Raw genomic sequence first — 24,189 nt, 5'->3', positions numbered from 1 at the left:
CTGGGTGATGGTTCAGACGCCGGTGACGGTCCATTCGTTGTTGGTGCTGGAGTTCGGAGTCCACATCACCGCGGTCGAGCCGGCCATGGTGCTGCCACTGCCGTCAAGGGCGGTACCGGTGCCCCGATTGATGATCTGGTAGCGGTTGCCGCCGAGGCTGTTGAGTGACCACTGCTGGTTGTTGCCACCGTTCCATGCCTCCTGCCGGGCCGGAGCGCCGTTGGCGGAGTCGCCCCAACTGTCGGCGGCCATGCCGTTGGTGCGGTTCATGATGCGGTAGTAGCCGTTGCCGAGGTCGATCAGCTGCCACTGCAGATTGGTACTCCCGTCGTAGTTCCACTGCTTGAGGTTGGAGCCGGATGCGACGTTGCCCCCGCTGTCGAGCACCAGTCCGCTGGTCACGTTGGCGATCTTCACCCAGGTGGTGGAGCCCCCCGGCGCGCCCAGGACGGGGATCTCACCGGAGAAGGTGAGCTTGACCGTGTACGCCAGGGCACTGAACGGCGGGTTGGACGAGGGCATGGTGAGGTGCAGGCCGGAGGCATCCTGGGTCGGTGCGGGCAGGTCTATGGAGGAGCCGGCGGTGTTGTCGAGCAGTGTGGCGCCTGTCAGGCTGCTGAGGTTGATCTGGTTCGAGTTCAGCGTCGTGATGGTCATGGTGCCGCCCTGCCAGCCGAGCGCGGTGGCGTAGAGGACCTTGTTGTCCCGGCTGCGGGTGAACCGGATGTCCTGTGGTTTGCCGGCCACCGGTCCGCTGAACGAGCCTCCGCCCATCTTGGTGGGGCCTTCGCCATAACTGGTCCAGGCGCGGGTGGCGTAGACCGCCTCTCCGAAGCGGCCGAGCCAGTCGCCCATGGCGAGCAGGATGGACTGCTGCCCGGAGGGGATGGTGCCGTCGGCCATCGGGGCGATGTTCAGCAGCATGCTGCCGCCCTTGCTGACCCGGTCGATCAGCGAGTGGAGCAGCGCCTGCGTCGGGTAGTAGCCGATGCCCTCCGTGTAGCACCAGCTGGAGGAGGAGATGCTGTCGTCGGTCAGCCAGTACGGTGTGAGCAGTCCTGCCGGGCCGCCGCGCTCGAAGTCGAAGACCTCACCCTTGTTGTTGAGGCCGTCCTTGTAGGTCGCGACCACGTCCTTGTTCCACGCGACCGCCTGGTTGTAGTAGTGCGCGAGGAACTGGAGCCGGTAGGACTCCTGCACCAGGTTCAGGTCGAAGTCCTGCCAGACCAGGTCCGGCTGGTAGCCGTCGATGATCTCGACCAGCTTGTCGTACCAGAGCTTGTTCTCCGCGGCCGAACCCTGTTGGCCGTAGAGGATGCGCAGGTTCGGGTCCGACTGGTTCGGCACGTGGTCGTAGTAGCCGTTGAAGTGGTAGGCGTGGTGCAGCGAGGCCATGAACTTCAGCCCCTGCCCGCGGATGGCCTGCGCGTGCAGCCCCACCAGGTCGAGTCGGGGGCCGCGCTGGACCGAGTTCCAGGGGCTGGAGCGGCTGTTCCACATGGAGAAGCCGTCGTGGTGCTCGGCGACCGGGCCGGCGAACCTGGCGCCCGCGGCCTTGAACAGCCGCGCCCAGGCCTCCGGATCGAACTTGCCGCCCTGGGAGGCGAGTTTCGGAGCGAATTGCACGAACTTGCCGGCCTTGTCGCGGGCGCCGTCGATGAAGTTGTGGTACGGCCAGGCCGAGGGGTCGCCGTAGGTGGCGTTGTGGTGCCGGTTCTCGGCCGAGCCGCCGATGTACATGTTGCGCGGATACCACTCGTTCCCGAACGCGGGAACGCTGAAGGCGCCCCAGTGGTAGTAGATGCCGAACTTGGCGTCCTGGAACCAGGCCGGGGCCGGAGGGTGCTGGTCCACGGAGGACCAGCTCGGGGTGTAGCTTGCGGGGCCGTCGGTCGCGGCGGCCTCGGGAGCGAACCGCAGCAGGCCGAAGGCCGTGGCCGCGCCGGCCGCCGCCGCCAGCAGTCGGCGCCGGCTGAGCGGCAGGGAAGAGGAAGACATGTGGGGGCCTCTCGGGGGAATTGGCGTAGGCGGTGCGGCAGTCGGTGATCGTCAGCCGGTCACCGGATCAGCCGCGCGTCCACTTCTGGTTGCTGCTGCCGTTGCAGGTCCATAGCTGGAGCAAGGTGCCGTTGGCCGTTCCCGCACCGGTGGCGTCCAGGCACAGGCCGGACTGGACACCGGTGATCGTGCCGTCGGCATGGAGCGTCCACTTCTGATTGCTTCCGCCGGTGCAGTCCCAGATGTCCACCTTGGTGCCGGGGCTGGTGCCCTGGCCCGAGGCGTCCAGGCAGTGGCTGCCGTAGACGCGCAGCTCGCCGGCCGGGGTGTCCGTCCACTGCTGGTTGCTTCCGCCGTTGCAGTCCCACAGCTCCACCTGGGTTCCGGGCGTCTGCGACTGGTTCGGCACGTCCACGCACCGGCCGGAACCGGCCCCGACGATCGTGCCGGTCGTGCCGTCGTTCCCGCCGCTGCCGGGGGTGATGGACAGGTTGTCGAACTGCGCCGTCTCGCCCTGGCTGGTCGCGTAGCCGATCTGCCCGCCGGCCCAGGTGCGGTCGTTCACGGATCCGACCGTGGCACCGTCGATGACGGCGGTGATGGTGGTGCCGGAGAAGGTGAGGGCCAGGGTGTGCCATCGGTTCGTGCCCGGCGCCGCGAGCGTGCCGCGGGCCAGGGTGGAGACGTTGCCGCCGGTGTTGGTGTTCAGGATCGACCAGGCCCCGGTGTCGCTCACCCGCAGGTGGTAGCCGTTGAGCCCGCCGGTGCTGTTGTAGTCCTGTGCGTTGGCACGGCCGATCAGCTCGGCGTATCCGGGCTGTTCGAGCATCACGTCGGACGAGACGGTGTAGTTGCTCCAGCCCACGTCACCGAGCAAGGCGTGCGGATCGGACAGCGCGTCCCAGGTGATCGGTTTCTGCGGGCTCATCTGGCGCACGCACTTGCCGCCGCGACCGCCGCCGCAGCCCACCTCCTCGAAGGCGCCCTGCCAGTCCATGAGGTACTTGGCCTCGGTGCCGGTGGCGTAGCTGTCGAAGGAGTCGCTGTACGGCAGGCTCAGTCGGCCCCGGCCGGGGCCGACGGCGGTGCCCTTGCCCTGTCCGGTCGTGGTGGTGAGGGTGTACATGTGGCCGGGTTGTACGGTCAGACTGAAACCGCTGCCGGACGGGGTGATGTCCGTGGCGTGCACGAAGTAGTCGGCCGAGTTCCCGGACGTGACGTCGGTGGACCAGACGTGGACGGTTTTGGCGGACAGCCCCCCGGTGACGTTGAAGTTCAGCGTCTGGGCGCTGCCGGCGTCCATCGTCTCGATGACCGTGGAGTAGTCGTCGTTGTTGGCGGACTTGAGCGAGACGTAGCTTCCGTTGTTGCGGTTGCCGCCGATGTAGCCGCTGGAGGCGTCGAGGTACCGCCACCCCGGGGTGGTGAACTGGCTGGTATGTGCCATCACCCAGGTGTTCTTGCCGATCGAGTAGGAGCCGGACCACGGCTGCGAGGCCAGGGCCAGACCCATGGTGGGGTACGGCAGGTTGGGGGTGAGCGCGGCGACCACCGGCCAGTTGAGGTACGCGGTCATCCGTCCGTCGATGTATCCGCGGTTGATGCCGCGGGCCATGGCCTGCGCTCCCCCGTTGTAGTCGTCCGAGCCGTTCTCGCTCGCCCACAGCGTCTTGCCGGACGATGTGGCGGCCGACGGCACCGAGCAGTTGGATTGGGAGGAGCGGTAGCCGCAGGGATAGTGCGTGCCGATGGCACTCACCGAGGCGGCGAACGCCGGGTTGGAGTTGATGTCGCCCGCCACGGCCCAGTCCGAGTCCGCCGCGACGATCTTGACATTGCCGTAGCCGCCGCTGTTGAGCGCGCCACGCAACTGCTGGTACCAGGAGACGTTGTACCCTCGCTCGTTCCACCCGCCGAGGTAGTCGATGCTCAGCCCGTGCTGCCTGGCGCAGCCCAGCCACGAGAGCAGATAGTTGATCGTGTCGGTGGACCAGAAGTTCCCGCCACCGATCCAGCCGGGCGCGCCCCAGGCGAGCCCGTACAGCTTGATGTCCGGGTTGCGCTCTTTGGCCCGCTCCATCAGCCACCATTCGTAGCCCCGGTCGCAGTTCAGGTCGGACCGGGTGTGCTGGTGGCTCGGCTCGGCCCCCGAGGTGGAGTTGGTGTCACCGCCGATCTCGGCCTTGAGGATCTGGAGGGATGCTCCGTAGCCGGGCCGGAACAGGTAGTCGAGGATCTGGCCGCGCTGGGGCTCGGGATAGTCGATCAGGAGTCTGCTGTTGCCGCCCCCGCCGCTGATCGCGCCGACGCCGTCGAAGGTCCGGCCGCCGGACGCGCCGTTGATCGTGATGGAGGTGGCGGCCTGGGCCGGCGTGGCGGCCGTGCCCACGATGCCGCCGGCGGTCAGGAGGAGGCCCGCGAGCACGGCCGTCGAGGCGCGCGGGCGCCGGAATAATCGGCTGAATGCTGACACGGTGGTTTCCTTTCGCAGGTCGGAGGTCCCGTGGTGCCGCGGTCAGCGGAGGATGAAGTCCTGGTTGGTGCCGGGCGTGTTCTTGCACGGCCACTGGTCCAGTTGCTGCCCCGGGTTGTCGCCGCCGCCGTAGACGTCCAGGCACAGACCACTGTTCTTGTTCTGGAACGCGTAGGAGCCGTCGGACTGCCGCACGGGCGCCCAGAGGCTGTTGGCCGCGGCGCCGGGGGCCTGCTGGACGATGTCCGGTACGCCCGCCGCCGTGGAACTGTCGGCCACCGCCACGTCCAGGCCGGAGTTCTGGGCCCGCAGTTCGCCGTAGCCGCCCGAGGCGGGTACGAACCGGAACTGCTGGTTGCCCTGCCCGTTGCAGGTCCACTGGTCGATCGCGGCGCCCGTGCTGCCGGAGTTGTCGTACACATCCATGCACAGGTTGTCGCTGGCGACCACGAGTTGGTGGTAGCCGTCAGGGAAGCCCTCGCCGCCCGACGAGGCTGGTGTGAGATAGACGGCGAACGCGTCGTGCGAGCCCTGGAACGTGAACGGCACGGTGAGCGAGCCGCCCGAGGTGCTCACATTCCGGTCGTATACGGTCTGTGGCGCACTGAGCGGCGCCTGGTCCGGGATGCGGTGCACGGTGACGTGCACGCCGCCGGCGTTCGCCAGCCAGGGTACGGAGGACAGCCCGTCGAACGTCACGGACGCGGCGCCGGTGTACCCGCCTGAGTCACCGATGACCGCCACCGCTCGCTTGGCGGAGGAGTCCTCGGCGGCCGAGATCGCCGTCGAGCCGACCTGGCCGGAGGTTTCCACGAGGGTGCCGGTCATATCGGCATAGTCCCGAAGCGCCCACCAGTTGCCGGTCGGCTGCCAGCTGCCCCCGCTCTGGGTCAGGACTCCGGTCAGATTCGGGACGACGCAGCACACCCAGTTGCCGCGCATCGCGTTGGTGTACCCGGACTGCGCGAACCGCGCCAGGTACCAGGCGGTCACCCCGGCAGTCTGCCGGTCGGCCGGCTGGTACTCGTTCGAGGACAGCGGCAGCGGACCGATGCCCGCAGCGGTCAGGGCGCCGTTCAGGGCCCGCGCGACGGTGACCGGGTCGTCGACATCGCCCTCGTTGTGGTTGGCGATCATGTCCGGCACCGTCCCGGCCGCTTTCACATGCGCGAGCCAGGTCCGCCATTGGCCCGGGTTGCGCTCCGGGGTGAACGCGAAGGAGGGCCCTACGATCTGCGCCCCGGGGGCGAGGCGCCGGATCTCGCGGTAGGCGGTGTCCCACATCTGGAAGTACTGGGCGCTGTTCACTCCGCGGGTCCAGAAGGCGGAGATGTCCGGCTCGTTCCAGATGTCGTAGGAGAACGTGAGCCCCGAAGCCCGCAGCGCTCCCACCGTGGAGTCGATGAAGCTGACCCAGTTGGAGCAGTCGCCGTTGTCGCACGGATACCTCGTGTTCGACGGCTGGCCGCCGTTCGCGCCGTAGATGTCGCTCACCAGCACCTGGTACTGCGCGTGATAGGGGGCCCGGGTGAGCCGTTTCGCCTGCGCGACGATCGAGTCGACGTCGGCCCGGGTGGCCGAGCCGTACTGGTAGCCGTCCCTGATCCAGCCGCCGGAGAACCATCCGCCGCCGCGGAAGGCGTTGATCCCCAGCGGCTGGAGGAACTGGTCCACCGGCCGGCTGCCGTCTTCGCTGATGCCGTAGAGAAACCCCTCCCCCACGCCGGTCGACGGCCCGCGGGTCGATGCCAGATTCACGCTCAGCGACTTGTCCGACGCTGCCTGACTCGTGGCCGTCGACAGCAGCGGCAGCACGAGTGCCAGTAACGTGCAGGCCACCAGTGCCAGACGGCCGGGTCTCGCTCTCGCCCTCATCCGATCCTCCTGCGGTTCGGCGCCGCTGGGCTGCGGCGCGTGTGGCAGCTCCAGATCTCCACCTGGGTATCGGCCGGGGTGGTCGAGTGGGGACAGGGCGCTCGAGAGCATCCACGAAGAACTCTCATACATCCCATGTCCCCTAGTGATTCCACCGGCCCCTCACACTGTCAATAGACATGTCCCTCTCAATCGGGACCTGATCCATCCCATGTTTCCCTTGCGCTGGTCACCCCTGCGTGAGAAGACGCCGGTCACCAAGCGGAACCCCAGCCGGCGCGCGGCTGGGGTTCTCGGTGGATCAGGCAGGTCAGCGCTGAAGGGTAAGGACGCCCGGCCGCCAGGGCAGTTGATCGTAGGGGCCGTTCGCGGAGGGGGACTTGCCCTGGTAGAGGAACTGGAGGTTGCAGGGGTCGATGGTCATGGTCTGGTCGGGGTTGTTGCGGACCAGGTCACCGTGGCTGATGTCGTTGGTCCACGTGGCACCGCTGTTGGCCTTGCCCGCGAAGGGGTTCCTTTCGCTGCTGGCCTGCGGGGTCCACGAACCGCTCAGGCTGGAGGCCGTGAACGAGCGGAAGTAGCGCCCGTTCGCACCCATCGCCTCAACGATCATGAGGTACTGGTTCTGGTCCTGGACCTTGTAGACCTGCACCCCCTCGAACAGGTTGTTCGTCGAGTCGCTCATGACCGTCGTGTACGACGAGCCGAAGCTGCCCGGGAAGTTCCCGAGCGGCATGCTGGCTCGGTAGATCTTGCCGTTGTCACCGGCGAAGAACAGGTACATGTTCTGGCCGTCACCGATCAGGGTCTGGTCGATCGGGCCGGTGCCGGAGCCGGAGACGCTGCCGGTGAACAGCGGCTTCGGCGAAGACCAGCCGTTGGGGTTGGTGGGGTCGCTCGACGTGCGATAGATGAAGGGCCACGCACCCCACTGGTACGCCAGCACCCAGATGTTCTTGGGCGCGAAGTAGAACAGCGTGGGCGCCACCGCGGCCTGGCCCATCCCGGTCTGGCCCGCCGACGCCATGTCCGACCAGTTCGTGAAGGGACTGAACCTCATCGAGCCGTAGGACGATCCCGACACGTTCGACGCGTAGACCAAGTGCTTGCCGTTGTACACCACGTTGGTGAAGTCCTTCAGCGAGACCCACCCGTTCGCCGGCTGCGCCAACACACCCGTCGATGTCCACCGGTACGTCGACGGGAGAGAACACGCGCTGGTGGCCGCCTGAGCCGGGTTGGCGACGAGCGTCGCCGCCAACGAGACCAGGGCCGCGACCGCGGCGGAGAGCATCACGGACAGACGTTTGCGGCTGAAGCTTCCTCTACGCATGAGGACCTCTTGATTCTTGAGCCCGGCCCGCCGGGACGGTACGGGCGCGGGACATTGACGAGTCCATGACATGTCGTACCCAGAGGTGCCCTGCTGTGCGGGTGGAGCAGCTCTGCGTGTTCGTGATATCGAACAAAGGCCGAAGTGTCGAGCAACCTGGATAGTAGGGGAACAGCGGGCCGCGTCAATACCCCTCGCAAGGTTCGAGAGCAGCGTCGAATCGCTCGCAAGGCTTGCTTTCACCGCAACCACCGGTCACGACTCCTCCGACGGCTCGTCACACACCAGGCCACGGGATCCGCCGGACGGCGCCGCCCTCGCCCGGCTCAGGTGACGGACAAGCCTTGGAAGCCGGCGATCCCGCGGGTGCCGGTCCAGCCGTTGGCGGCCGTCATGAACACCCCGATGTCCTGTGCGTCGGCGGCGCCGCCCGGGGTGGCCGTGCCGACCGTGGTCCATGAGACGACGTCACCGCTGCACTCGCCGGCATAGGCGTCGCCGGCGCGCGTCAGCCGCAAATGCACCGGGGCGGTGAAGGATCCGCGCAGACCGCGCAAAGCTCGCAAATCAGGCACACTCCTGGCCGCTGCTCTGGCCCTGACGCTCGTACCGTCCGTGGCCGATCCTCTCACCACACCGGCGTGGGCGGATCCCGCCGACCGGGCAAAGGTGACCCGCGGCCCGGGCGCCCTCACCGTGTCCGTGCCGGCCACCAGGAAGACCCCCGGCTACACCGTCGACATCGCCACCGACGAACTCGCCCTCACCACCGAGCGCGCGGGTAAAGCCGTGCTCAGCACCGCGGGCGGCGAGACGGGGGGCCTGCGCTTCCGGTCCGGCCTGTGACCCGGCGGCCAGGTCCCCGACCGCGCACACCCCGCGAGCGGAAAGGATCACAAGCGGCTGAGCGGTGCCGGTATCTGGATCAGTACCCCACGGCCCACGCCCCTCACAACGGTACTGGCGCCGGCGCAGCGCCGTACCTTGCGAACGGTCCGAGATCCGCGGGGCCGACTACGCTACAGCGGCACGACGGGCCCTCCGCGCTGTGCCTGGTCCCGCGACTCCCACCTCAAGGAAGCAGAGACGGCGATGCCGCTTGGACAGCCCCGCGGGGGCGATGTGACCGCGCCCGTGCCACTTTCGATCTCCGTGCCCGATCGTGGGATCCATGACACCGCCCCCGCCGACTCCTGGACCGACGGTTTCCTCACCGGCAGCGGTGAGTACGGAGCCGTGCTGTACGGGGAGCCCGCACGGGAGAGGGTGATTTTCAACCACCATCGACTCGTCTTGCCGAACGGCACCCGCGAGGTCACCCCGCCCGTGCTCGCCGAGCGCCTGGAGCCCGTCCGGGACAAGGCGCTGGCCGGGGACTACTCGGGAGCGAACCGGGACTTCGCCGCCGGGTGGGAACTGCTCTGGACGCAGATGTACCACCCCGCGTACGAGCTCCGGATCGACGCGGACGTGGCCGTCGCCGACGGATACGGCCGGACCACCGATTTCCGCACAGGTCAGGTCAGCTCCACCTGGACGGACGGCCGCGGCACGTGGTCCCGCCGGATCTTCGCCTCCCGTGCCGACCGGGTCATCGTCCACGAGATGGTGCCGCCCCCGGGCCGGACCATCGATGTCACGCTGAGCGTGCACACGGCGCTCGACGACGCTCCGAGCGCCCACGGGGCAGGCGACGACCTGCACACCCGGGTGGATTTCACCACTCTCGCCACAGTGGCTGACGGCTCAGGATGGCTCAACCTGCGCGGTACCTACCCGAAGGGGCTGGGGGCATACGGCTACGAGGGCGTGACCCGCGTCGTGCCCACCGGGGGTGCGGTCGGCGTCAGCGGATCGGCCGTTGTGGTCGCCGGGGCGGCGCGGCTCACGCTGCTCACCCGCCTGGACCGGTACGAGGCACCGGCCGTCTGGGACACCCGGCCGCTGCACGCACAGCTGGCGGAGCTGGAAGCCGACTACGCGGCGCTGCTCGCCCGGCATACCGCGATCCACTCCGAGTTGTACGACCGCTCCCGTCTCGATCTGGACGTGCCCGAGGCCGACCGCCGGCTGTCGACCACCGCGTTGCTCAAGCGTCAGAAGGCCACCCCCGCGGTGATCGATCGCGCCCTGCTCGAGCGGCTCTACGACTGTGGCCGTTACCTCTTCCTCAGCTCCAGTGGCATCCTGCCGCCCCGGCTGACCGGTATCTGGACCGGGGCTTGGAGCAGCGCGTGGGCCGGTGACTTCACCACGGACGCGAATGTCAACCTCCAGGTGGCCCAGGGCAGCATTCTGGACCTGACCGAGGTCATGGAGGGCTACTTCGATCTGGTGGTGGGCCAGCTCGACCACTGGCGGACCAACGCGAGAAACCTTTACGGCGCTCGCGGCTACCTCGCCCCCTCCCGCACGGACGGCGAGTACGGGCACATGCTCCACTTCGACAACGGCGAGTTCCCCGGCCACTGCTGGACCGGTGGCGCGGACTGGCTGCTCCAGCCGCTGCTGGAGTACTACGAGGTCACCGGCGATGGAACGTTCCTGCGGGACAGGTTGGGCCCGGCCCTGATGGAGCTCGCCCTGTTCTACGAGGATTTCCTGACCCGCACCGATGCCCACGGGAAGGTGGTGTTCGTGCCGTCCTTCTCCATGGAGAACAGCCCCGGCGATACCGGCGTATGCCTCTCGATCAACGCCACCGGTGACATCTCCGCGGGCCGGCACGCCCTCACGGCCGCCATCGACGCGGCGAACGCGCTGGGGGCCGAGCAGGGTGACGGCGAAGGCGTCGAGCGCTGGACCGCGTTGCTGGCCAGGTTGCCCGACTACGCGGTCAACGAGGACGGCGCCCTGGCCGAGTGGTCCTGGGACGGTCTGGCGGACCGCTACGACCACCGGCACGTCCAGCACCTCTACGCGGCCTGGCCGCTGCACGAGATCAACCCGGAGGAGCGTCCCGACCTTCTGGCCCCTGCGCTCAAGGCGCTCGACGTGCGCGGAGACCAGAACCTGTCCGCGCACGGCAGCCTGCATCGCGCCCTGGTGGCCGCCCGGCTCAAGGACGGCGCCGCGGTGTACGACAACCTGAGGAAGATCATCGGCAATGACATGCTCTTCCGGTCGCTGATGACCTCCCACAATCCCGGTCTGGACGTCTACAACGCGGACGCCGCGAACACCCTGCCCGCCGTGCTGGCCGAAGCGCTGCTCTACACCAGGCCGGGTGTTCTGGAGCTCCTTCCCGCGCTACCCGAGCCGTGGGGCAAGGGCACGATCACGGGCATCCGGGGCCGGGGCGGGATACGGGTGCACAGTCTGGAGTGGGACCTGCCCGCCCGTACCACCGTGGTGACGGTCACCTCGGACACCACCCAGGACGTCACGCTGATCAGCCGCCGCTGGATGGCCTCCGTCGCCACTTCGGCGGACGTCGCCGACTCTCCGCTCGGCCCGCACGCCAGGAGGGTCTCCTTGGCCGCCGGGCAGCGGACACGGATCAGGGTCTCCGGCTGACCGCCCGGTGATGGTCGGCCGACCGGCCCGGCGGCGGGGTCCGTGGGCGGCGCGGGAGACGGGATCCGGGGCAGGGCCCTTCGAACCGACGCCCGACGCCCCTCATCCCGGGTCGTCGGTGAAGCGCCGTTCCAGCGCAAGCTCCCGCGCCAGTTCGACACCGGTCTCCACGCCGCCGTACAGGATCCCCTGATCCCCGAGGGTCGACACCGCCAGCCGCGGCAGTTCGAAGGGCACGACCTGGGACAGCTCCGCCCTCAGCGCGGGGATGTAATCGTGGAGCTGGCCGCCCACACCGCCACCCAGAATGATCAGCTCGGGGTCCACGACGGTGATGATCGAGGCGAGCGCGAGGGCGAGGGCGCGGGCCTCGTCGGCCATGATCTTACGAGCAGTCGCGTCTCCCGCCCCGGCGGCCGCCAGGACGTCTTCGGCCCGCTCGGCGTCTGCCAGGCCGTTTCGGCGGGCCGCGTCGACGATGGCGTCGCCGGCGGTGGCGCTCTCCAGCATGCCGCGTTCCCGCACTTCCGGAGGCAGACCGCGCCGCGGGACGGGGAGGACGGGCATGAACGCCACCTCGCCCGCCATGCCGCGAGCACCGCGCAGCGGCTTGCCGTTCAGCACGATACCCGCGCCGACGCCGGAACCGACGTGCAGGTAGACGAAGTTGTCGATGCCCCGGCCCAGACCTCTGGCGCACTCGCCGAGCGCGCCCAGATCCACGTCGTTCTCGAAGCGGACGGCCCCGGCCTCGGCGAAGAACTCGGCGAGCTTCCTCACGTGCAGCGCGTACTCCCAGCCCGGCAGGTTGGAGGCGAGCTTGAAGGATTGCTCCTCCGGGTCGTAGACGCCCGGGGAGCCCACCACGACCTGGAGCAGGTCGGCCATGGTCAGCGAGCGTTCCCTGAGGGTGGAGGCCACCACGTCCTCGATGACGCCGACCAGCCCCTCAGCGTCCCGGGCCGACGGAACCCGCGCCACATGGACCACGTCGCCGACCAGGTCGGAGAGCGCCAGCCTCACCCAGCGACGCCCGATGTCCAGGACGATGACCCATCCCGCGGTGGGTTCCGGCCCGAAGAGCTGCGGCGCCCGCCCGGCCTTGCCGGTGCGCAGGCCCAGCCGCCGCACGAGCCCGGCGTCGACCAGCACGGCGACCGCGGCGGTAACGGTCGGCTTCGACAGCCCCGACACCTTGACGAGTTGCGGGATGGAGACGGAATCGGCCGCGTACACATGGTGGAAGACCGATCGCTCGTTGAGGTGGCGCATGTAGGTGGTGCTGGTGGCCACCGGCGTCAGCTTGCCCAACGGCTCCCCCTCGGCTCTGAGACGTGAAGACAGGGTATCGCTCCCAAGCCCTTGTTAATTTAGGAGCCTCCCTTACAATCATCGCCATGAAAGCGCTTGCACCCCTCGGTCCTGTCGTGGCCATCGACGTGGGTGGCACGAAGACCGCCCTCCTCGTCGCCGGTCAGCAGGGCGGTTCGGCACCTCGCGCGGACCGCCTGCCGACCCTCGCCGCGCGAGGCCCCCGGGATCTCTTCGCACGGATCGAGGCGTCGTTGAGGCGGCTGCTCGGCCCGGACGCCGGACTCACCGATGTCGTGGGCGTCGGTATGGTCTGTCCCGGGATCGCCACCGACGACGGAGTGCTGTTCGCACCGAACACCCCCGGCTGGGAGAACCTGCGGGTGCGCGACGTGCTGGCCGACATGTTCCCCGCGGCGCGGATCACCGTCATGAACGACGTCAAGGCGGCCGCCCTGGCCGAGACCCGGCAGGGCTTGCTGAACGGCGTGGAATACGGCCTGTACCTCAATGTCGGCACCGGACTCTCCTGTGCCCTGGTGGTACGGGGGACCGTGCTGGACGGCGCGAACGGCGCGGCCGGCGAGATCGCGTACCAGGTGCTGGACCCCGACGACCCCGGCGTACGCGACGGCAGAGCTCCGCTGGAGGAGACGTTCTCCGGCGCCGCGCTCACCGAGGTGGCACGCGCCTGGACGGGAGACGGGACCACCGCCGGTACGGCGTTCGACCTGGCACGGGCCGAGCCCGATTTCAACGAACTGATCAACGTGCGTGTCCGGCGGTTCGCCACCGCCGTCGCCAACCTCGCCACCGCCTTCGACCCGGCCCGGATCGTCGTGGGCGGCGGGATGGCCGAACACACCGAGGTGTTCGCCGAACTCGCCGTGGCGCTCAAGCGGCTGGTGCCCTTCCCGCCCGGCCTGCTGCGCTCGGACATGCACGACGACGCCGCGCTCACGGGTGCCCTGATCGCCGCGCGCGAGGCGGCACGGCCTGCGCGAGGCGCCGCTGCCCCGGCCGATACGGCGCCTTCCGTTCCGTTATCGGAGCGCACCGGTGCGTCTCCGTCCGGACTACGGACCATCTGCGGCTGATCCTCGGATCCCCCTTCCCGCCCTGCCGGGCGGCAGTACGTCTCACGTGAGCGCGACGAAAGTTGGACGGCATGCGAAACAAGCTCATACCCCTCGCGACGGTGTTCGCCCTCAGCCTGACCGGCTGTGCCTTCGGTGGCGAAAGCCCCAGCGGAAACCAATCGGACACGCTGAAGTTCTGGCTCTCCGGCGACGGGGCCCAGGGTGGCGGGTTCGCCGCGATGGCGAAGGAATACACCAAGGAGACCGGCGTCAAGGTCGAGGTCGTCGACATCCCCTACGACGACCTGACGACAAAGCTGCGCAACGCGGCGCAGGCGGACGATCTGCCCGCACTGGCCCGCGTGGGGACGGTCGACCCGGTGTGGGCCGACTCCCTGCTCGACCTCGGCAAGGTCGCCACCACGAACCACATCAAACCCGGCCTTCTGTCGAAGTCCCCCAAGGGGCACGTCGAGGCGCTCCCGACGGACCTGACGGCGGTCGGGCTGTTCATCAACAAGAGCCTGTTCGACAAGGCGAAGGTGGCCTATCCGACGTCGGGCGACGCCCAGTGGACCTGGGACGAGTTCACCGCGGCGGTGAAGAAGGTCCAGAAGAACGCGGATGCCAAGTACGGCCTGGTGATGGACTCCTCCAGCCACCGGCTGCGTTCCTTCCTCTACCAGTTCGGAAGCAACGGCTTCCCGCTGAACGCCCAGGGCAAGTTCACCACCGGCAAAAAGACCGCCACCGCGCTGGAACGCTTCAAGGCGATGAACGACGACAAGCTCATGCCGCGCTCGGTGTGGCTGTCCGACGACGATGCCGGCGCGTTGTTCAAGAGCGGCCGGGTCGCCGCCTACTACTCAGGTGTCTGGCAGATCACCGACTTCTCCAAGAACATCAAGGACTTCGCGTGGACGTCCGTCCTCATGCCCAAGCAGCCGGTGCGTGCGACGAACCTGGGGACGAACTACCTCGTCGGATACAACGGCCCGAACGCGAAGAAGACCCGGAAGTTCATCAACTGGCTCTACAGCCCGAAGAACTACGCGAAGCTCTGTGAGATCTCCGGCTTCCTTCCGGTGGAGGACGGCGTCAACGTCGACTACAAGGACCACAAGGCGGCGTACGACCTCTACAACGACGAGATCGCCAAGTCCGATCCGGTGTCGGCCCAGCAGATGAAGAACGAGCTCACCTACGCCTACAAGGGCATGAGCGGCGACAGCGACCCGATCAAGGACGAGACCGTCAAGTTCCTCAGCGGGAAGCAGGACGTCCGCCGGACGATCGACGCGATCGAGAAGCAGATGGACGCCCAGCTCACCGGATGACGTGCGGGAAGACGAGGAAGTGGAGAGGCCGACGCCGATGACGATCACCGCGGAACCCCACCGCATCAGTCCGCCGTTGCCCGAAGCGGCCCGGCGGCGCCGGCGCAGCCGTTACGTGCTCGCACCCGTCGCGTTCGCGGCGGTCAACATCGTCATGTTCCTGCTGTTCTTCATCTGGCCAGGCGCGCTCGGCCTTCTCTACTCGTTCACCAACTACCGCGGATTCGGGCAGGCCGACTTCGTGGGGTTCGACAACTACCACACGCTCTTCTCGGACCCGGAGTTCTACGCGGCACTGCGGCGTACGGCGGTCTACGTGCTGCTGTCCGTCCCCCTGACCTACGTGCTGTCCCTGGGCGTGGCGGTGCTCCTCGTCAGCAAGTTCACCCGCGGCAAGACACTCGCCAAGACGGTGTTCTTCTTCCCCTGGCTGATCTCCCCGATCGTCACGGGCGTGATCTGGCGCTGGCTCTTCGGCGAGAACTTCGGCTTCGTCAACTTCGTCCTGGGCGAGCTCGGCTTCTCGGAGGTGGAGTGGTCGTCCAACGGCGACCTGTCCCTGGCCATCGTGATCTTCGCCAGCGCCTGGGCGGCCACGGCCTTCAACATGCTCCTGTTCATCGCGGCCCTGAAGAACGTGCCACGCTCCTACTACGAGGCGTCGGAGCTCGACGGGGCCGGCGGCTGGCAGCGGTTCCGGTACATCACCCTGCCGGCGATCGCACCCACGTCCTTCATGGTGATCCTGCTGTCGACGATCAACTCCATGAAGGAGTTCGCGATGGTCCAAGCGCTCAACGGCGGTGGTCCGGGCACCGAGAACCGGCTGATAGTGCAGTACATCTACGAGACCGGATTCAAGCAGGCCAAGGTGGGCTACGCCAGCGCCGTGTCCATGGTCCTCATGGTGATTCTCATGGTGATCGCGCTGGTTCAGATGCGTGTGGGCAGAGGGCGGGGAGCGTCATGAAGGACGGCAGGAGCGTTGTGAAGGACATCGGCGTCGCGACAGTGCGACGGCGCCCCCGGGGCGCGGGAACGGCCACGCGCACGGCCGGTTTCACCCTCGTGCTGTGGGCCTTGGCCGCCTTGTTCGCCTTTCCGGTGGTGTGGTTCGTCCTCAGCGCCTTCAAGCCGGGCAGCGAACTGTTCAGCTATCCACTCTCCATCCTCCCGCGCCACTGGACCCTTCAGGGATTCGAGACCGCCTGGCAGCGGATCCACTTCGCGCGCTACTTCACCAACACCCTCGTCGTGGCGAGCCTGACCACCGTCCTCACGGTCCTCGCCAGCGCCAGTACGGGCTATGCCCTCGCCAAGTACTCCGCGTGGTGGATCAAAGCCTTCTTCATCTGCGTCCTGGCGACAACCATGCTGCCCACCGAGGTCATCCTGACGCCGTCCTTCACCGTCGTGCGGAACCTCGGCCTCTACGACTCCCTGGCGGGCGTCATGGTGCCGTCGATCATCACCGCGACCGGCATCTTCATGTTCCGCCAGTTCTTCCTGACCGTTCCCGACGAGCTGCTGGAGGCGGCCCGCCTGGACGGCGCGAGCGAATTCGGCATCTTCTTCAGGATCATGCTGCCGATCGCCCGGCCGATCGTGGTAACCCTGGCGATCTTCTCGTTCCAGTGGCGCTGGAACGACTACATCTGGCCGCTGATCGTGCTCAACGATCAGAAGCGGTTCACGCTTCAGGTGGCCCTGCGCAATCTCATCGGAGCCGAGAACATCGACTGGTCCGTGCTGCTGGCGGCCTCCGTCATCTCGCTGCTGCCGCTGGTGCTGATCTTCTTGGTGTTCCAGCGCCACGTCATGAACGCCGACATCGAGGCGGGGCTGAAGGACTGACATGACACCGGCCTCCCTTCTCGGCCCCGGTACCGACCTGGGGTTCGTGGACGCCCTGGTCGGGCCGCTCGACCGGCGCATCCCCGGCATCGTCACCGACTGGACGGACGGTGGCTACGCGACCGCCCAGCACCGCCTCCTCGCGGCCGACGCCAAGGCGCTCCTCACTGCCTTGGCGTGCCCTCGCTCGCGCTGGCACCGCGACGCGGAGACCTTGCTGGGTCCTGCTCAGGGCCTGATCAGTCAGCTCACCACCCTTCAGGGAGACGACGGCCTGTTCGGCGGCGACAACCTCGCCTCACCCCCCGACTCGTCGTTCACCGTGGGCGACGTCTGTGTGATGACCGAGCTGATCGGCACCACGGGCGTCGGGGACCTGCCACAGATGGGAGAGCTGTACGCGGCGCTGGCCGGCATCCGGCGCGCCGTGACCCCGGCGCTCCTGACCGGAGGGGTACACACCCCCAACCACCGCTGGGAACTGTGCGCCGCCCTCGCCCGGCTCCACCACATCGAGCCCGATCCGCGGCTTCCTGCCCGCATCGGCCAATGGCTCGCGGAGGGCATCGACATCTACCCCGACGGGATGTACTCCGAGCGCAGCCCCCTGTACGCCGCGTTCGTGACGAACCCCTCGCTCCTCGTCATCGCGGACGTGCTCGCCCGTCCCGAACTGGAGGAGAAGGTGCGGCGCAACCTCGACGCCTTCGCCCCGCTCTTCGACGAGGACGGCACGGTGGAATCCGTGCACTCCCGCCGTCAGGACCAGCGGATGCGCTTCGACGGCGCCGGATTCCTGCTTCAATACCGGCGCCTCGCCCTCCGCGAGTCGCGCGGTGACCATGCCCGGCTGGTCACCGACATCCTCGCGCGCGGAGTCGACGGCGAAATCGCGGGCCACGCCCTCGCGGAGGTACTCCTGGACCCTCGGCTGGCCGGGCCCCTGCCCTCGGCCGGACCCGTGCGTCCCGCCGTCGGACGGACGGTGCTCGCCGACTCGGGGCTGGCCCGCGTCCGCGCCGGGCGACGCGGCGTCACGGTCTTCGGCGGCAGTGACAACGCCCGGTTCCCACGCATCGCCTCCGGCCTGTCGACCAACCCCACCTTCCTGCGGTTCCGCCAGGGGAACGCGGTCCTGGAGTCGTTGCGGCTGTCGGTCGCCTTCTTCGACCTCGGGCCCTTCCGCAGCGAGGGCCTGTACGTCAGGGGTGAGGGCCGCTACGCGCTCACCCAGACCACCCAGGCCCACTTCTACCAGCCGCTCCCGGCCTACCGGCACCGGGCCGACGGACGTTACGAACTGGGCGACGAGGGACGCTTCTTCGCCTCGATGGACTTCCCCCACCGCCCCACCGACGACCATCAGCTGCGGATCGACGCCGACGTCGACGTGACCGAATCCGGCGTCGACGTCCGGCTGGATCTGCGCGCCATCCCGACCTCGTACGTCCTGGAACTCGTCTTCCGTCCCGGCGGGACGCTCAAGGGCGTCCGGCCCCTCAGCGACCCCGACTCGTACGAACTCGTCGAGGGCACGGGCAGCTACACCGTGGGCGGGGACACCATCCGGTTCGGCCCCGGCAACGGTTCAGGTCCCGCCCAGCCTCCGGTCTTCGACGACGGCGAGCAGTTCTCCTACCTCGGCGCCCGCGATCCCGTACCAGGGACAAGGGTCTGCATCACCGGACGGGTCCCGAGCACCTACACGCTGTCCCTCATCGGCACGCAGCCCTGAAACCGCCCCCGGCCTCGGCGCGGTTCACGTGCCGGGACCGAGGGCGTCCTCCAGACGGCGGGAAGCGTGTGGAGCAGCGGTTCGGTCCAGCCGCCCTTGTCCGAAGCGCCGTACCTGACTCCCCAGCGGTGCGCCGGGGGCGCTGTTCGCGTGCCGAGGTCACACTCGACCCGCACAACGGCAAATCCCCACGGTCGACGAGCAACCGTGGGGATCTGGTACGTGTCCGAGGGGGGATCTGGACCAATACCCCACGGATCACGCCGCTGACGACGGTGCTGGCGCTGGCGTAGCCACTGGATTGGACACGCAAGGTGGTTGTGACCTGGTAGTTCGCGATCTACCTGCACCTGACGCGGTTCCACACGCTGAACCATGCGCCCTCGCCCTCGGCCCAGGGCCGCAGACTCCTGCGCTGACAAGCATCAAGATCGCCAAGGCCCAGCCACCCAGCCCCACCGAGCAAGGCCCGAAAGACCCGGTACAGATGCCGTCCAACCAGGTCACCCGTAACAAGGCGCTGTTCGACAAGCGCGGGCTCTACGTCCGGCCCTGCCACATCGTCGAACACGAGGACAACGAGACGATGCGGGCCCAGGAGTGGGCCTGGCCGTCCGAGGCTGTCGATGTCTTCGAGCAGTAGCAGGCAGCGGGTGCGCATCGGCCGGCTGATGCGCAGCTGAAAAGATCATGTCAGCGGTGGGGGTGGCCGGGATGGAGAGGCTCCCCCTCTAGGTAAGGACATGCTTTCTGTTGACGAGGAGGACCTGGCTGAGGAACTCGGCGATGAGCCCTTCAAGAAAGGCCATACATCATTCCTCGGGCCGACGCACAGCGCTACGCTGCTTGTCTCAGAAGGCACGGCATGGCACAGCACTCGCGTGGAGGATGATTGTGTCAGCGGTTCCCCCTCCCGAAACGCCGGAGACTCCCGATCCGCCCGCCCGCGCGCCGGCGCCGCCTAGCGCGGCAGGCTCCTCCGGTGGCAGCCCTGAGAGACCCTCCTTAAGGGCCATGACCGGCGATTTCTTCGCGCCCGGGTCGAGCGGCATGGCACAGCCCACCAGGAAGAAGTACATCAGCCTGACCATCGCTTTGGGGCTTGTCACCTTCCTCGTCGCAAGCATATTCGGTTATTACGTGGGGTTCGTCGGTGACACCAAGACGCAGGAATCTCGCACGAAAACAGAGCAGGACGTCGAAGACAAGCTGGATCAGGAAGAGAAGCCGTTCACCGGCACCATCGATTACGACCGCAGCGAACCGGAGAACTGGACCGTCGTACTGGACCGCACGCTGACTGCGGCGGAGCAGAAGCAGCTCTCCGCAATGATCCCTTACACGAGCGGCAGCATGCGGAAGGCGCGTGCCTTCCTCACCTCCCTGGGCGGCCGCACCCTTCGGTTCCCGACGACGCTGGAGAACAACCCTACGGCCTTCAACAACGTCGGAACGGACTCGACGGCCTTCACCATGAACCTCTTCAGCAAACGGAACACCCAGCTCTCGATCATCGACATGAAGGCCGGCGACATCTCCTGTCGCGAACCCTCGGCGAAGTCGGTCTTCGTGTTCCCGCCCCAGGGAGAGGCTTCGTACACGGGCATCCTCTACGACCTCACACAGCCGGACTTCGCCCCGCTCATCACCGATCCGGGCAAGGACCAGGCCCGGCCCTACTTCAGCCGGAAGAGGATGGACCTGGGCGGCGGGGAATCGCCAGGAGGGTTCCGCATCGAGGCGGTCACCCGCGGCAAGACCTGCACCTGGGATATCAAGGCCCGCTACCGCGACGCGAATCAGCAGACAGGAGAGGTCACGCTGAAGGACGGGAAGAAGCCCTTCGTCGCCGAGGCGTCTCCCGCGCGTCCGCAACAGCTGTGGTACGTGGACATGAGCGCGCCCACAGGACAGAACTGGGTTCCCTGCCACGAGAAGCCGGAGAACGTCTCATGCCGCGCGTGGTGGGAGGAACACACACCCGCCACCGCGGAACGGTAGGACGGACTACAGCCGCTTCCACGGCTCGGCGACCGCACCGCCTACGCGCTCCGTTCCTCGGGGAGGACACGGACGAAGGGCACGTGATCACGTCCGATCCGCTGGTAGTCCTCCGCGCTGCCGTCGGTCTCCAAACCGCACACCCGCGTCAGGCTACGGGCCAGGCGCGGGGGCCGCTGTGTGTAGGTGGCCATCAGGCGCTCGGATTCTTCCGGGCCCAGCGGCTGCGGCCGCCAACATCCGGTGCCGTCCAGCTGTCGGCGAGGCGGGGCAGGGGGCTCGAGCCTGGCTTGGCCGGGATGGCCGGAGGCGAGTGCGACTCCGATCGCCGACCGCGCGTTCGGTGAGTCGTTACCCGGCCATGTGGCTGGGATGCGTCTCTGGATGAACGCGACAAACACCGGAGAATAGACCAGGGGGAGAGAAGCCGACGGAGGGGGCGTCGTGGCAGACGTGCGCCTGGTACAGGTCGGAGTAAACAACGGCAGGCTATTGGACGCCGTCATCAGTCTTGGCGACCGGCACCGCAAAACGCTTGGCCTTTTACCACGCGAAGCCTTCCGGGAGAGCGCAGCCGCCGGGACGCTGCTGGCGGCGATGGTGGGTCGGCAATTGGCCGGGTACGCGTTGTACGGGCTGCCCCGTCAGGAGGTCCGCTTGGCGCACCTGTGCGTCGCTCCGGAGTGGAACGGCCATAAGGTAGCCCGGCGGCTCGTCGAAGAGATCACGCGTCGGCACCCCGATCGACGGGGTATCAAGCTCAATTGCCGTCGCAATTACGGTCTCAATGGCATGTGGGAGAAGCTCGGGTTCGTCCCGCTGAGTGACCGGCCGGGCCGGGGCTCGGATCACGCCGTGCTCACGACGTGGTGGAAGGATCACGGGCTTCCGGATCTTTTCTCCTCGCAAGCTGATGAGGCCCCTCTGATCGTGGCCATCGACTGCGGTGTGATGACCGAGATGCACGGCGCTGCTGAATCTGCGGCTGCCCAAGATGCGCAGGCGCTGCGCGCCGAGTGGCTGAGCGATCTCCTGCATATCGTGGTGACTCCACGCTTGCTGCACGACATTGACAAGATCGCAGATGATGGCGAGCGGCAAAGAACACTACGGGCAACGCACAGCTATCACCGTCCGTCGATCCCGGACGACGTCGTACGGCAGCATATGGAGCACCTGGCCGGTGCGGCCGAGCGTCACCTAGCGATCCTTTCCGATGGGGCCGCGGCTGATCGGATCAGGTATGCCGCCGAGGCCGCCGCCGCAGGGGCGCACGTCTTGGTCAGCACCGACGAAATTCTCACCTCGCTGGCGGAAGAGATCTGGGAAAAATGCCAGCTACAGGTGCTCCCGCCCGCGGCGGTGGTATCGAATGTGCACAACCTCCGCGAGTCTCAGGGATACAGTCCCGGGCTGCTGGGGACGTCCTTGGAAGCCCGGGTCCTGACCTCGTGGCAGGACGGTCTGCTCACCTCGTTCGGCATTCAGCAGGGCGCAGGTGTGGACTCCCACCTCGCGGCGCGGCTTCGGGCAGCCATCTCGCGCGGCGATGGGCGATGCGTACTCATCGCAGATGCCGAAGGGCAGCCGCTCGCGCTGTACGCATGGCGCATGGACGAGCGCGTCCTGGAGGTCCGGGTCTTACGAACCGTCGCGCACCGATTGGAACCGACCTTGGCTCGGCAACTGGTCTTCACCCTGCGCCGACACTGCCGGGACGGCGGCGGCCACGCGGTGCGCGTGACGGATCCGGGGTTGTCGGACCACGTGCGCTCGGCGCTCGACTCCGACGGATTCACGCGGCGTGACGAGGAATGGGCCGGCCTGGTCATCGACGTGTGCGCCGACACCGCGAACGTTGTCGAAGCGGTCCAACGCGCGGTGCAGACCATCTCGGTAGCCCCACCGGCGATTCCAGCCTCGGCCTCCGCCTACATCGCCGCCTCCGTGGAACGCACGCTGTGGCCGGCCAAACTGATCGATTCGCCCCTCCCGTCGTTCCTGGTCCCGATCAAACCAGGCCCAGCCGACTTACTGTTCGGCCTCCGGGAGTCACTGATCCCCCGGCCCGACGAACTCGGCATCAGCCGGGAGCATGTCTACTACCGGGCGCCGACCCGCCATGGTGAGACCGCACCGGCCCGCCTGCTGTGGTACGCCAGCACAGACAGGAGCACCGCCATCTCGGCGGTGGTCGCCTGCTCGCGCCTCGACCAGGTTGTGGTCAACGAAGCGGACGCGTTGTACGACCGCTTCCGTCACCTCGGAGTCTTCGACCGGGCGCAGGTCAGGAACATCGCACACCGTCACGAGGGACGCGCGATGGCACTTCGCTTCTCCGATACACAAATATTGTCGCGCCCGGTGCCTCTGGCTCGTCTCCGGCACCTCGCCGAGGCTCAGGGGCATAAGTTGTCCCTGCGGTCGATCTTCCGGATCAGCCCGCGACTGTTCCGCGCCGTGTACGAGGAAGGGCACGCCAGACCGTGACACCACCATCGAAACAAGCGGTCCTGATGTCGATCCGTCCGCGCTTCGCCTCGGCGATTCTCGACGGCACCAAGACCGTCGAGCTGCGTCGGCGTCGGGTCGCCTTCCCGCCGGGGACCTTCGTGGTGCTCTACGCCTCCGCGCCCGAGATGGCACTGGCCGGCACCGTCCGTGTCGACACCGTCGTCACCGCTGAACCCGGCCACCTGTGGGAGAGCGTTGCCACCCGATCGGGAATCACCCGGCGCGAATACGATGAGTACGCGACCGGGTCCGGCGCGCTGTCGGCGCTCTTCCTCGATACCCCGAGCAAACTACCCGCTCCCGTGCCGCTCACCACGCTACGCCGAGCGTGCTCGCCCTTTACCGTCCCGCAGAGTTACCGCTATCTCAACGTGGAGGAACTCAAGTCCATCGCAAGCGCAGACGCAGCAGGTGCCGAACTCCTCCAGCGGGTCATCGACTCAGGCTCCGCCTGATCGAGAACCCAAGGGGCCGTCCGCGCCCGGTCGGCCATCGACAGGGCCCGCTTCACGGCATCCTGAGCCACCGACCCGACGCAGCGCCTCACCGCCGACGGTCCTCCCCCTTTGGGTCACAGGACGGAATACGGCCGTCCCGCCGAGGTGGTCCATCAGCACCTCGCGGCGCGCGCCCTTCACCGACAGCGCCCTGCGAGCTGAACTACTCAGGCACCTGGGACCGCTGGGAGTGCCGGGACGCGTCCCGAGAGGCGGGCGGCGCCCCTTCGTCCCGGTCCGCAGCGCCACCGCGTCCCGCGTGCCGCCGCGGCAGCGCCCGCACCACCTCACCCGATCAGACACATGTTCTTCTTATCTTTCGCACAACCTTTACCGCATCTGTGTAGTCAGCATCCGCATGCACCTTCATCGCGTCACCCGGCAACCCTGGCCGAACCGGCTCATCCCGCGGGCGCCCGGCACTACGGGGGTCCAGCGTGCAGGCATGCGGCGCGAAGGCGTGTTCGGCGTGGTGCCGTTCACGGCCGAACGCCGGAGCCAGCGCTGCTGATGATTCGAGACCCGATGCCGCCCATCCCCTTGCGTGACGACATGGCTGCGCATAAGTTAACTCGTTGACAATGTCAACGAGTCACTGAACGGCAAATAACGTCATCGATGGTGAACGGTGACGGCTTCCACACTCTCCGCTGTGTCACGATGGCG

General features: G+C 67.7%; 17 protein-coding genes and 1 pseudogene. 11 read left to right on the top strand and 7 right to left on the bottom strand.

The genetic code is table 11. The features are described 5' to 3' along the window. Positions 1-12: 12 nt before the first annotated feature. From ACH4TL_RS07265 to ACH4TL_RS07245, 5 genes and pseudogenes are all read right to left on the bottom strand, one after another. A complete protein-coding gene (locus ACH4TL_RS07265; protein WP_398310582.1) occupies positions 13-1,998 on the bottom strand; it encodes an alpha-L-fucosidase in 1,986 nt (661 codons plus the stop codon). Positions 1,999-2,065: 67 nt separating this feature from the next. After that, on the bottom strand, positions 2,066-4,471 hold the full coding sequence (locus ACH4TL_RS07260) for a ricin-type beta-trefoil lectin domain protein (protein ID WP_398310585.1): 2,406 nt from the start codon (positions 4,469-4,471) through the stop codon (positions 2,066-2,068). Between the two features lie 42 nt (positions 4,472-4,513). After that, positions 4,514-6,346 carry an RICIN domain-containing protein gene (locus tag ACH4TL_RS07255; protein WP_398310588.1) on the bottom strand — a complete coding sequence of 611 codons (1,833 nt, stop codon included), beginning with the start codon at positions 6,344-6,346 and terminating at the stop codon, positions 4,514-4,516. Positions 6,347-6,656: 310 nt separating this feature from the next. After that, positions 6,657-7,559 (bottom strand): annotated as a pseudogene (locus ACH4TL_RS07250) (non-reducing end alpha-L-arabinofuranosidase family hydrolase); the annotation flags it as partial. A 446-nt stretch (positions 7,560-8,005) separates the two neighbouring features. After that, positions 8,006-8,245: a hypothetical protein gene (locus ACH4TL_RS07245; protein ID WP_398310591.1), complete on the bottom strand. Its 240-nt coding sequence runs from the start codon at positions 8,243-8,245 to the stop codon at positions 8,006-8,008. Positions 8,246-8,294: 49 nt separating this feature from the next. On the opposite strand from ACH4TL_RS07245, the gene ACH4TL_RS07240 reads away from it, so the two are divergent. Both ACH4TL_RS07240 and ACH4TL_RS07235 read left to right on the top strand, forming a co-directional pair. Further along, complete coding sequence (locus ACH4TL_RS07240; protein ID WP_398310594.1) at positions 8,295-8,525, top strand: hypothetical protein; 231 nt, start codon at positions 8,295-8,297, stop codon at positions 8,523-8,525. Between the two features lie 306 nt (positions 8,526-8,831). Next, the gene (locus ACH4TL_RS07235) at positions 8,832-11,195 is read left to right on the top strand and encodes a glycosyl hydrolase family 95 catalytic domain-containing protein (protein WP_398310597.1); all 2,364 of its coding nucleotides are present in this window, start codon (positions 8,832-8,834) and stop codon (positions 11,193-11,195) included. Between the two features lie 102 nt (positions 11,196-11,297). Here ACH4TL_RS07235 and ACH4TL_RS07230 read toward each other — a convergent pair whose 3' ends face one another. Further along, positions 11,298-12,506: an ROK family transcriptional regulator gene (locus tag ACH4TL_RS07230; protein ID WP_398310601.1), complete on the bottom strand. Its 1,209-nt coding sequence runs from the start codon at positions 12,504-12,506 to the stop codon at positions 11,298-11,300. A gap of 86 nt (positions 12,507-12,592) precedes the next feature. Here ACH4TL_RS07230 and ACH4TL_RS07225 point away from each other — a divergent pair, with 86 nt between their 5' ends. From ACH4TL_RS07225 to ACH4TL_RS07195, 7 genes are all read left to right on the top strand, one after another. Continuing rightward, a complete protein-coding gene (locus ACH4TL_RS07225; protein ID WP_398310604.1) occupies positions 12,593-13,603 on the top strand; it encodes an ROK family protein in 1,011 nt (336 codons plus the stop codon). A gap of 71 nt (positions 13,604-13,674) precedes the next feature. Beyond that, a complete protein-coding gene (locus tag ACH4TL_RS07220) occupies positions 13,675-14,922 on the top strand; it encodes an ABC transporter substrate-binding protein (protein WP_398310607.1) in 1,248 nt (415 codons plus the stop codon). Positions 14,923-14,959: 37 nt separating this feature from the next. Next, positions 14,960-15,892 carry a carbohydrate ABC transporter permease gene (locus tag ACH4TL_RS07215; RefSeq protein ID WP_398310610.1) on the top strand — a complete coding sequence of 311 codons (933 nt, stop codon included), beginning with the start codon at positions 14,960-14,962 and terminating at the stop codon, positions 15,890-15,892. Further along, positions 15,889-16,776, top strand: coding sequence for a carbohydrate ABC transporter permease (locus tag ACH4TL_RS07210; protein ID WP_398310613.1), 888 nt, complete (start codon positions 15,889-15,891; stop codon positions 16,774-16,776). Before ACH4TL_RS07215 ends, ACH4TL_RS07210 begins: the two co-directional genes overlap by 4 nt. Before the next feature lies 1 nt (position 16,777). Continuing rightward, the gene (locus ACH4TL_RS07205; RefSeq protein ID WP_398310616.1) at positions 16,778-18,511 is read left to right on the top strand and encodes a hypothetical protein; all 1,734 of its coding nucleotides are present in this window, start codon (positions 16,778-16,780) and stop codon (positions 18,509-18,511) included. Positions 18,512-18,998: 487 nt separating this feature from the next. Beyond that, positions 18,999-19,154, top strand: a complete 156-nt coding sequence (locus tag ACH4TL_RS07200; protein ID WP_398310619.1) for a hypothetical protein — start codon at positions 18,999-19,001, stop codon at positions 19,152-19,154. Positions 19,155-19,525: 371 nt separating this feature from the next. Continuing rightward, complete coding sequence (locus ACH4TL_RS07195) at positions 19,526-20,512, top strand: hypothetical protein (protein ID WP_398310622.1); 987 nt, start codon at positions 19,526-19,528, stop codon at positions 20,510-20,512. A 41-nt stretch (positions 20,513-20,553) separates the two neighbouring features. Here the strand turns inward: ACH4TL_RS07195 and ACH4TL_RS07190 are convergent, their stop codons facing one another. Further along, complete coding sequence (locus ACH4TL_RS07190; protein WP_398425180.1) at positions 20,554-20,706, bottom strand: hypothetical protein; 153 nt, start codon at positions 20,704-20,706, stop codon at positions 20,554-20,556. Positions 20,707-20,956: 250 nt separating this feature from the next. On the opposite strand from ACH4TL_RS07190, the gene ACH4TL_RS07185 reads away from it, so the two are divergent. Beyond that, positions 20,957-23,002: a GNAT family N-acetyltransferase gene (locus ACH4TL_RS07185; RefSeq protein WP_398310625.1), complete on the top strand. Its 2,046-nt coding sequence runs from the start codon at positions 20,957-20,959 to the stop codon at positions 23,000-23,002. A gap of 26 nt (positions 23,003-23,028) precedes the next feature. After that, on the top strand, positions 23,029-23,481 hold the full coding sequence (locus ACH4TL_RS07180; RefSeq protein WP_398310628.1) for an ASCH domain-containing protein: 453 nt from the start codon (positions 23,029-23,031) through the stop codon (positions 23,479-23,481). Positions 23,482-24,189 lie beyond the last annotated feature (708 nt).

This window comes from Streptomyces sp. NPDC021115 (genome assembly GCF_044333065.1).
Lineage (GTDB): Bacteria > Actinomycetota > Actinomycetes > Streptomycetales > Streptomycetaceae > Streptomyces.
The sequence above is the reverse complement of the archived record's forward strand: the minus strand, read 5'-3'. Positions and strand labels throughout refer to the sequence as shown.